This is a genomic window from Acinetobacter sp. YH01024 (assembly GCF_013420195.1).
Classification (GTDB): Bacteria; Pseudomonadota; Gammaproteobacteria; order Pseudomonadales; family Moraxellaceae; genus Acinetobacter; species Acinetobacter amyesii.
Window position 1 is genome coordinate 1 of sequence record NZ_VOYQ01000056.1, and the last position, 9,560, is coordinate 9,560.

Here is a 9,560-nt window from a genome sequence, read left to right on the forward strand (position 1 = left end):
TTGGTATATCAAGTCATGGAGAATAAAGTTGTTGTTCTGGTCCTAGATGTTGATAGACGAGGTAGGGTCTATAAAGGCATGCAATCAAATTGGCTCACGGCTTTTGGTTGTTGAGCTTTTTGAGTAGGTGATTGCTTATATTTTATCGTTTGTTTTTGCTGTTTTAATAGCTGTATCAATAGCCGTATTGGAAGGGACATATTAAAAAAGGCCGCGGTGTACTTCGCAAGCCAGTCCAAATGAGGTACGCCTTTATTCAGGACAATCAGCAAATATAGCCGATCCGTTGTTTATGTTCAACTCTGGATGTTCATCACAGTGATTATTACGCATGGTTAAAGGTTAAAGCAACCAACCAGTAAAACTGCCAAGAAACGGCAACAACTCTTTGGGTAATTCTGGCTAGAATCTGGCTATCGCAAGATTCACTGTGATTTGAAAGATGTTGGTGAGAGTTACGGGATCAATCAGGTCTATCGGTTGATGAAAGCTAATTGTCTTAAATCATAGCGGGGTTATCGTAAACCTAGATCTCATGCTGGTAATACCGCTGTCGTTGCTGCAAACACTTTAGACCGACAATTTATCCAATTCATCCCAACCAACTGTGGGTGACTGAAATCACTTATATCCGTACGCATGAAGGCTGGTTATATCTTGCGGTGGTGATTGATTTATTTTCGCGTCTTGTGGTTGGCTGGTCGATGAAATCCAGAATCACCACAGACCTGCTTTTAAATGCATTATTGATGGCTTTGTGGCGAAGAAACCCAAAGAACAAAGTCCTGATTCATTCTGACCAAGGCAGTCAATACACCAGCCATGGGTGGCAGACATTTCTCAAGCATCATAATCTTGAAAGCAGTATGAGTCGGCGTGGAAACTGCCATTATAATGCTGTTACCGAGAGTTTCTTTCAGTTGTTAAAGCGAGAGAGGATCAAGATGGATATATGTGTCTAGAATTTTGGTGGCTATTCAGTCCAATAGAATAAAGACATGTTTTTAAACTGTTACCTCTATTTCTACAAAATTAATAAATGATTTTTTATGTTCCTTAGAACATGAATATAAATGAGAAAGGGTAGAGTTTTATAGATGGTTAATGAGTTCTAAGGCTCGTCAGAGCTTTAGAAGGAATGTTAATTAATTTTTATAATTCTTCTTTTAAGATAAAAATTTTTAACTAATTGATTACTATTATATTTATATCTAACTCAAGACAAGCTTTTGTCTTAGGACTATGTTTTACTATTTTAAAAGAACTCTTTGAATTTATAACTGTTGATAACTGCCTAAGCTCTTACACAATTTATTGTATAATATAAAGGGCTGTGGGAAAAAAAGTGTAAAGTATTTCTTGTAAACAATTGTTTTTATAGTAAATGTATATTTAATTTTCATTTCTAAAAAAAGTGTAAAATAATTATCTAATCAATCAAATCTTATTAGCTCGAAACTTTGCGAGCGTATAGCTAAATGCGCTAGCATTTTGATATACCGAGTAATAGTTTGAGCAAACAAACGACTGAACCAGTTTACTATAGAATGAGAGTAACAGAGTGCGTTAGTTGATCTCAAGACAAAATGCTATGTCCAAGAGAAACCCTTACACTTTTCTATCTTAGATAAGGGGGGTATGCTTAAAAAAGTGTATAGTTTGATTTTACACTTTTTTATATTGAAATATTATCAATCAAATACTTAAAAAGAGTAAACAATGGACTTGTGTGAAATAAAGTGTTGACATTGATTTATAATTTTGATACTGTTAATCACATAGGATAGAGGATTATCCCTCACTACTTCATATCCTGACAACATATAAATGACACTAAAAATTAAGACCTATTTAGGTAATCCGATAAATGAATTTACAAGATTTAGTAATAAATAATGCAGTAAAAATAGAGCAAGATGCTCAAGCAAATACAATAACAATTATAGCTAGTGATAGCTCCGAAAAACTTTCAAATCTAATTAAGGATTTTCCAGACAACTGTTATGTAAATAAACAAATTACAGGTTGTGGTGGTACAACATTAGTTATCCGTAATGCAAAAAATTATGTAGTTCTCGTTCCTTACATTAACCTACTTAAATCCAAATTAGCAGACAACCAAGGAATTGTTGATTTAATTGGCGTGTATGGTGATACCGAGAGAGAAGAAATAACAGAATATTTAAAAGACACTTCAAGTTCTAGAAAAATTGTTTGTACTTTTGACTCATTACCAAAACTCCTAACAACACCAGGCTTCAATCCAAAAGCATTTAAATTACTGATTGATGAAGCACATACACTTGTGAATTTAGGTAGTTTCAAAGCAGCTACTTGTGAATATGTACTTCAAAACTATAACAAGTTTGGTTCGTACGTTTTCTTAACAGCGACACCAACAAAACGTGAATATTTTCCTTCAGCACTCGAACATTTACCACTATGTACAATCGAGTGGGGTGATGTTAGACCGGTTAAATTTAACCTTCAAAAAATTGAACATGGCGTAGGTGTAAACAATGCTTTGTTTGGATTGTGCTATGATTATTTGATGGGAACAATTGAAGGCAATGCTCATATCTTCTATAACTCAGTGACAGAAATTGCATCTATCCTAAGTAAGTTGAAAGCCTTAGTTGATAAGGAAACAGGTAAGAATCTGTTTAATCCTGACGATATTAGAGTTGTATGTTCAAAATCAAATTCAAACCAAAAAACATTTAATAGTAAGCTTGGCTTGAAATGGGCAAAGATCAGTGACATCACTTCAGCCCCTGCAAAGATCAATCTGTATACTTCAACTGCTTTTGAAGGTGCAGACATCTTCGATGAAGAAGGACAAACCTACATCATCATTAATGGACTCCGTGATGCTACAAAAGTAGATTTCCATGTACTTGTACCTCAAATTTGTGGTCGTATTCGAAACACAAAATATAATGAACACATTAATCTATTAGTTGGAAATCTACCTGAAGCTGCAAGTTGTACAAAAGAAGAATGGATGCAGGAAGTTCAGAAACGTATCCAAGACAGCGAAGACGTTTTGAATGATATCAAAGAAGGTAAAATGTCAGATGCAGGACGTGAACAATTAAGAAAAGCTGCTGAAGATGACAAGTACACATTCAAAGATGAAAAAGGTGAACTGTATGTTTCAGACGTTGCATTGAAAGCTGAATTACAGGCATACGAAGCACTAGAAGCAACTTATGTGGTACGTGTTGTTGCAGGTGCTGAAGTTAATGAAGATGGATATTCTGCCTCATTTAGAGCTTTACTGACTGATGAAACAAAACATAAAGCATTCGCTCATAAACCTGAAGGTGTAGCTAAATTTTTATCAGGTCATAGCCAGTGCTTTTATGAAACGATGAAAGAATATTGTGAAGCAAGAGATGCAGATAATTCTAAAATTTATAAATTGGTTGATGCAAAGGATGACTATTTCAAAACTGCTTATGATGTTTTGACGCACGACACGATTAGAAAATTTGAATATAGAAAGTTACCAATTGAAAGAGCATTAAAGATTCAAGATGCACAGAAGGATAATGCAACTGAAATTCCGACTTTACTTAATTTGAAAAAGGATGAAGTTATTCTTCGTTCAGATATAAAAGTTCGTATTCAAGATGTTTATAATGAACTTAATATACCTGACAAAGCAAAAGCTACTGATATTGAAAAATGGTATAAAGTTAAAGATACTAGATTAAATACAAAGCCTGCTTTTAAAATAGTTAAAATGTTGTAATTAGAATAACTAAATACAAGTTTTTACATCATTTAATACCTCTAACAATACAGCTATTAAATGAACATCCAAGAGATTGTAGATTTAGTTCAATTAAGTCATGACATTGTTAAGATTTCCTCTATAGAAAGCATATTCATCACCTGCTGCAGTCCAATACGCTGTCAGGGTTTACCCTGGATCAGCCCTGTAATTTTCTAGGCTGAGTGCTACAGTTTCACTCTGGTGGATAAAGCTCAATGGAACTTGTCCTATTCCAATCGTCTGGCACAAAGCCAGACCACCAGGACTTTCATGCGATGGCCATGCTTATTACAGAATAGATAAGCGCAATGTGGTTTGATGTAGCCAAAGGCTCTCATCACCTATGCCATTGCAGTATCCATATCCGCATGCATGTCCATGGGCTGGAGAACGCTTGATTTCATCAATACAGATCATTTAATTATACTAGAGTAATATTTGATATTCAAAAGACTAAGCTATCTAGAGCATCTGCTGCAGTAGAATCCTAATGTGAGCAACAGTCTCTTGATTGCTGGCGGCGGTTCAGTTCTTCTTTTACTGGGGGCAAATGCAGCACTTTTAATAATGGAAACTATGGACGGTATTGAATAGCTAGAAAAAGCGGTGGTTCACCGGATGCTTACAGTTTGAAACGTACCATAAATTAATATTAAAACCAGATATATAAAAAGATATCAACCCGTATAGTTTAGTGCTTTAGAATCTGTATCACCCCCAGTTTAATGCGGCACATCACATCTATAACCTGTTACAAAATAAACAAATATTATTCTTGTAGACTTATATTAATCCTTTATACAATAGAGCTATTGTTACATCTATTTAGGTAGAAGAAGAAATGATAATTACCATTGCCAATCGTAAAGGTGGAGTAGGTAAGACAACACTGGCTACAAACCTTGCTGTAGCCTTGAGTAAGAAGGGGTCTATAGTCCTAGTTGATGCTGATGATCAACAGTCAGCTCTTAAATGGTCTAAGCGTAGAACTCAAAATCCTGTTTATACTGAATACCATACTGGTGATTTAAAGAAGATCCTTTTAGATCTTCAAAAGAAATATGACTATGTTTTATTAGACGTAGCTGGGCGTGACAGTGAAGAATTTAGATCTGCTCTTCAAGTCAGTGATAAGTTAATTGTTCCAACACAACCAAGCCAAGCCGATGTTGAAGTCCTTCCATTTGTATTGAAATTATTTAATACCTATCACAAGGTCAATGAAAAGCTTCAACCATATCTGGTTGTTAATAAAGCTCCATCAAATACAAGATCTACTGAAGTTGCAGATTCAATCGAACTGCTAGGAACACTTCCTAAATTCAAGTTATTAAACACCATTATCCGTGATCGTAAACAATTCCGTGATGCAACGATTCAAGGCTTGTCTGTAATGGAAATGGGTAGCTCTAAGGCTAGAGATGAATTTAATGATTTCTTGGTGGAGATCCTATAATGGTTAAAAATAAGAGTAAACCATCTTTAGGTTTTGGTGATGATCTTGAGGAAATTTTAGAGAATCCTGAAGCGACTGTAGATGATGCTAATGGTCAAGAAGTCGAATACACACGTAATTTAATGTACAAGATTATTCTCACTCCACACACCCAAGATGTGAAGAAACGCTTTCGTAAAGAGCACGGACGTTTAGCATCTGTACCTTTGTATTATGAGGAAGAGAAAGTTCTAAAAGAAGCAGCCGGATTCGTTGGTGAGTCTTTGAATGATTTTATTCGTGATGTAATTCTGAAAGAAGCAAAACGTGTTTTAGGTGCTGAAAAATATAACTTAACACTGGGTAAACCATTTAACCAAACTAAGGTTAAATTGAGTGAAGAGGAGCATCAAAAATTGAGTGAACAGCGCAAGGCTGAACGTAAGAAAAATAAATAATAAAAGTCCATCTCCTAACTTTATCTAACAATATATTAATTCATATAATATTTTCTAATTTCTTTGGTGTGTTCTGCCACTGAAAATTATTTGATTAGTGTACAAAATAGCTAACACAAACTAGCTGTAGTTTCGTAATAACACTAAATATAAAAAAAATGGAAGAATAATTTACTAAGTTATTGTTTTTAAGTTGATCCTTGTTTTATATGGGGGTGATAATAACTTCTGATTACTAGTTTTTACCTTAAATATACCGATTGAAAGATTCATTTAAAGGCTATGAATACATGAGTTTTACAGTTTGGCTAGGTCAGCATGAGTACTTTTCACAAGATTTAAGATCGACCATGAACGTGATTAAGTTATAGGGGATTGATGAAATAGTTTTTATGAATTTCTGGCTTTCTGGGCTGATTTTATCAAATTCATGTCTATGCAAAATTGCGACATATTTCTCGTGCTGGTAGTTATCCAGAGTTTGGTCTGCATCTATCCATAGTGCAGACCTTTTTTTGGTGACAGTTTTTTCTTAGTGATTTTCGATCTGGATGTAGTGATTTCACGTTTGCAGAATATATCTTAGCGGTGATCCATCTAATATTCGTGATTATAAAGAGAGCTAATTCACAGGTTCTACAGATTATGTAGCGACTAACTATATCAAAGTCTATTTGCAGTTGATGGTTGGCGCTTAGTTTATATTTACGCTTAGGTTTCAGTTAAAAAATCAATATTCTGTTGAATCCGTGATTGAATCATCTGTAGGGTAGATTCTCGAATTTGATGGGGATACAGGCGCTGCGCAATTTGACTAAATTGAAGTGCAATTTCACGCATGGTCAAGATGATCTCATCGACTTCTAGAGTAGTCAGATTAGCTTCTGAAGTACCGAGTTTATGTATGTCATTTCGGGAAATATTGAGCGCTTCTCCCATAATGTCCATTTGATGATAACCACCTGGACCCTCGCAGAAGGTCACATCATAGGCTGGAGCCAATTTCCATTGACCATTTTTCTCCATGAGAAATGAAAAGTTCTTAGTATGGTCATCCCGATTATTGAAAAGCACATTAAACACAGCACGTTTAAAAGCATGCAATCTTTCTCGTACATCTTGCGTACACATCAAGGTTGCCCGGAGAAAATTGCGATAGTCTAGGCTACCTGGAACTTTATAGTCTGCTCCTGTATATGCAGCCAAACTCTGCATTGGAATCCGCATACCATTTTGACGATCGAATCGTTTAGAAGCAAAAGCCGTTAAACCATTGGGCAAATTAAAGAAATGGGTATCTGGAGTCTCAATTGCACAAAGTCGCAAACATTCTGCATAGACGGCTTCAATGGCGCAGACTTCAGGATGCTCTTGCTGAGCAGGAAACTTAATCAGCCAGGCTTCATGTTGATCAGAATCTTGAGTCGAAAACTCTAAATTGACAGGATCTCGGTAAACCAACGCTTTTGGTCTGGCACCTTGAGGGGAGCCACCCATGACCAATAAATGCTGTAGAAATTCACCACCTTCACCTTTGAGTACTTCTTGAACTTCCTGGGCCAGTTGTTGTAAAGGGATATTTTCTGAGGTTTGCATGTCAGCAACACAAGGTTCAAAGGAGAGGGCACCCATTGCGTGACTACTAATATAGGTCAGACGCTCCAAAGGTCCAATTCGTGCTGAATTTAAGCCAATTTTTTTGAAATATCGATCCATCAACATCATGCCCCAACCATCTGGTAAAGCGTCATAGACTGGACCTGGGAGTCCCATTTGATGAGTAGGAAAACCTTGTCTGAATGGTAGACCTTTTAAAGGCAGCAAGTAAGAAGAGAGCTCAACACCTTGCTGTATTGCTTCTGGACTATATTCAAAAGCAATGGTGGGTCTACCTGTCGTGGCTGTTGAACTAATCAGCGTTCCCCATAACCATGATTCGCCCCAACCGTTGTAATAAACATTAAGTCTATTGAGCATTATCCCTTCCTCTTAATACGGTGGCGCTTACTTTGACTCTCATAGCGAAGAATGTCATTCACACTGTTAAGCTGAGGTTTAAATAGTTCCTGAAGTTCGTTTAATCGACCCAAGACCATTGCAATACGGACTAAATTTTCAACAGATACATTTCGTCCCGCTTCAAGATTCGAAACTGTATTCACGCCGACACCAGCGCGTGCTGCTACCTCAGCTTGAGACATCTCCAGAAAGAGTCGTTGCTTACGTAAACGCTCACCTAAAAGAGTCACAACTTCTTCTGGTTTAGTGAAATATAAATCCATTAAATTGGGTCTTAAGAATGAATAATTTAATTAAATCACAAAATAATGGAATTAATCTATAGCTATAGTGTGGCTAAGGAGGGCTTTGTTGCACAGCACATCAGAAGGGTAGGTATAGTCCTTGGGTATCGGTTACAGAAAATCATCAGGATGTACTTTGACTGATTGTTGATACGGAGATTTCAGTATTTTCATTTTTCCTAATAGGTCACATTACTTAGAAAGGGTTCTTCGAAAATTAGTTCATACTTTAAAAATCCTATAAATATTGAGGATATTTTCTTAATGCTTTCAATATAGCATGCGGCTATATGTAACTCGAACGGGCTTAATCTGCCTTTCAGTATAAATTTTTTGGGCGTGAGAGGGGAGAGGTGTGAGGGCAAGCAATTTATATCGTGGATACTTCTAAATTACTTATGTAATAGAAGGTGGTAAACATGGATTTAGAGGTAATAACACTAAATATAAAAAAATTGGAAGAATAATTTATTAAATTATTGTTTTTATGTGGTTATTGGTGATGTTATGAATAATAATAACTTTTTTCTTGATGAATTTTACCTAAAAAAATTGATCAGATAATTTTCTTTAAATGTCATGCATACATAAATTTGACAGTTTGAAGGGATCGGTATGTGCATTTTTCACAAGGTTAAAGATCGACCATAAATGTGATAAACGGCAGAGGATCATTGAAAAATGAATGGATTTAAACACTACATGTATGCACGAAAAAAAGTATCGCTGCGGTTCTGCTGACAGGCTGTATTGAGCATTGAATGCAAATGATGTAGTAATTGTCTACAGGCTATAGGACCAGCATGAAGAAGAATGAAATGTAGTTGCCAATTTATAACCTTGGTTGAAAAGCATAGCATTGTTATTCGGAGAAGTGAGGTAAGCCATCCTTCTCTTATTCATTTAAAATGATTCTTACTCAACTGATCTCGACTCATGGGCTGGTTCCAATTAGACGGATAATAACTTCCATCCCCTATCTTTTTCTTACCACATTTCTTGCATTTAATCCCTTCTTTGGAGATTTGATTCAGCATCACTGTTGTCGGTTGAATCAAATCAATGACATAGTTCGTTGGTTCAGGAAAAGCAGAAGAGGCTGCTTTATTGCAAAAGAGAACATTCGGATCAAATGGATTGGATTGCACAAAAGCCATGATACAGCCACAGAGTAATTCACCTGCATGTAATCTGTAACATCCATTCAGGTCATCAGACGAAGATTAATCTGAAATTTAAGCACTAAACGCCATAAATCTATGTATGGGCAGACTTTTTTGAGACATATGTTGATAAACATGCGGCAAGTTACATTGCTTAAAAGTCTATCTAAGTTAACGATCTATTCAATTCTGGATAAGTAATCTGAATATTACGATCCTAAATTACCCGAAGAGTATTAAGATTTCTAAGAATCGTGATTGTTGGTTTATTTGGGAAATTAATCAGTGGATTGGTAAGCGTCCGCTGAACACACCTTCTGAATTCATCCTATAAGCCTTAATTTAGTCCCCACTTAGAAACAAGTGGGGACTAAAATTTATGACTACAAATCATCAGACATCCATCGCATCTCTTGCGAA

At 35.9% G+C, this 9,560-nt stretch carries 6 protein-coding genes and 1 pseudogene; 4 read left to right on the forward strand and 3 right to left on the reverse strand.

The annotated features are described in order from the left end of the window. Positions 1 to 200: 200 nt before the first annotated feature. The 4 genes and pseudogenes from FTT88_RS17410 to FTT88_RS15495 form a co-directional block, all read left to right on the forward strand. Positions 201 to 953 (forward strand): annotated as a pseudogene (locus FTT88_RS17410) (IS3 family transposase); the annotation flags it as partial. 914 nt (positions 954 to 1,867) lie between these two features. Beyond that, positions 1,868 to 3,757, forward strand: coding sequence for a DEAD/DEAH box helicase family protein (locus tag FTT88_RS15485; protein WP_100355859.1), 1,890 nt, complete (start codon positions 1,868 to 1,870; stop codon positions 3,755 to 3,757). A gap of 865 nt (positions 3,758 to 4,622) precedes the next feature. Then, complete coding sequence (locus FTT88_RS15490; RefSeq protein ID WP_100355858.1) at positions 4,623 to 5,237, forward strand: AAA family ATPase; 615 nt, start codon at positions 4,623 to 4,625, stop codon at positions 5,235 to 5,237. Beyond that, positions 5,237 to 5,674 (forward strand): hypothetical protein, encoded by a 438-nt coding sequence (locus FTT88_RS15495; protein WP_100355857.1) that lies wholly within the window; start codon positions 5,237 to 5,239, stop codon positions 5,672 to 5,674. The genes FTT88_RS15490 and FTT88_RS15495 overlap by 1 nt, the downstream gene beginning before the upstream one ends. A gap of 711 nt (positions 5,675 to 6,385) precedes the next feature. Here FTT88_RS15495 and FTT88_RS15500 read toward each other — a convergent pair. The 3 genes from FTT88_RS15500 to FTT88_RS15510 all read right to left on the reverse strand — a co-directional run bounded on the left by FTT88_RS15500 (position 6,386) and on the right by FTT88_RS15510 (position 9,134). Then, complete coding sequence (locus tag FTT88_RS15500) at positions 6,386 to 7,651, reverse strand: type II toxin-antitoxin system HipA family toxin (protein ID WP_000934717.1); 1,266 nt, start codon at positions 7,649 to 7,651, stop codon at positions 6,386 to 6,388. Beyond that, complete coding sequence (locus FTT88_RS15505; RefSeq protein ID WP_000366814.1) at positions 7,651 to 7,956, reverse strand: helix-turn-helix domain-containing protein; 306 nt, start codon at positions 7,954 to 7,956, stop codon at positions 7,651 to 7,653. The genes FTT88_RS15500 and FTT88_RS15505 overlap by 1 nt, the downstream gene beginning before the upstream one ends. A gap of 920 nt (positions 7,957 to 8,876) precedes the next feature. After that, on the reverse strand, positions 8,877 to 9,134 hold the full coding sequence (locus FTT88_RS15510) for a hypothetical protein (RefSeq protein WP_004726728.1): 258 nt from the start codon (positions 9,132 to 9,134) through the stop codon (positions 8,877 to 8,879). Between the last annotated feature and the right edge of the window lie 426 nt (positions 9,135 to 9,560).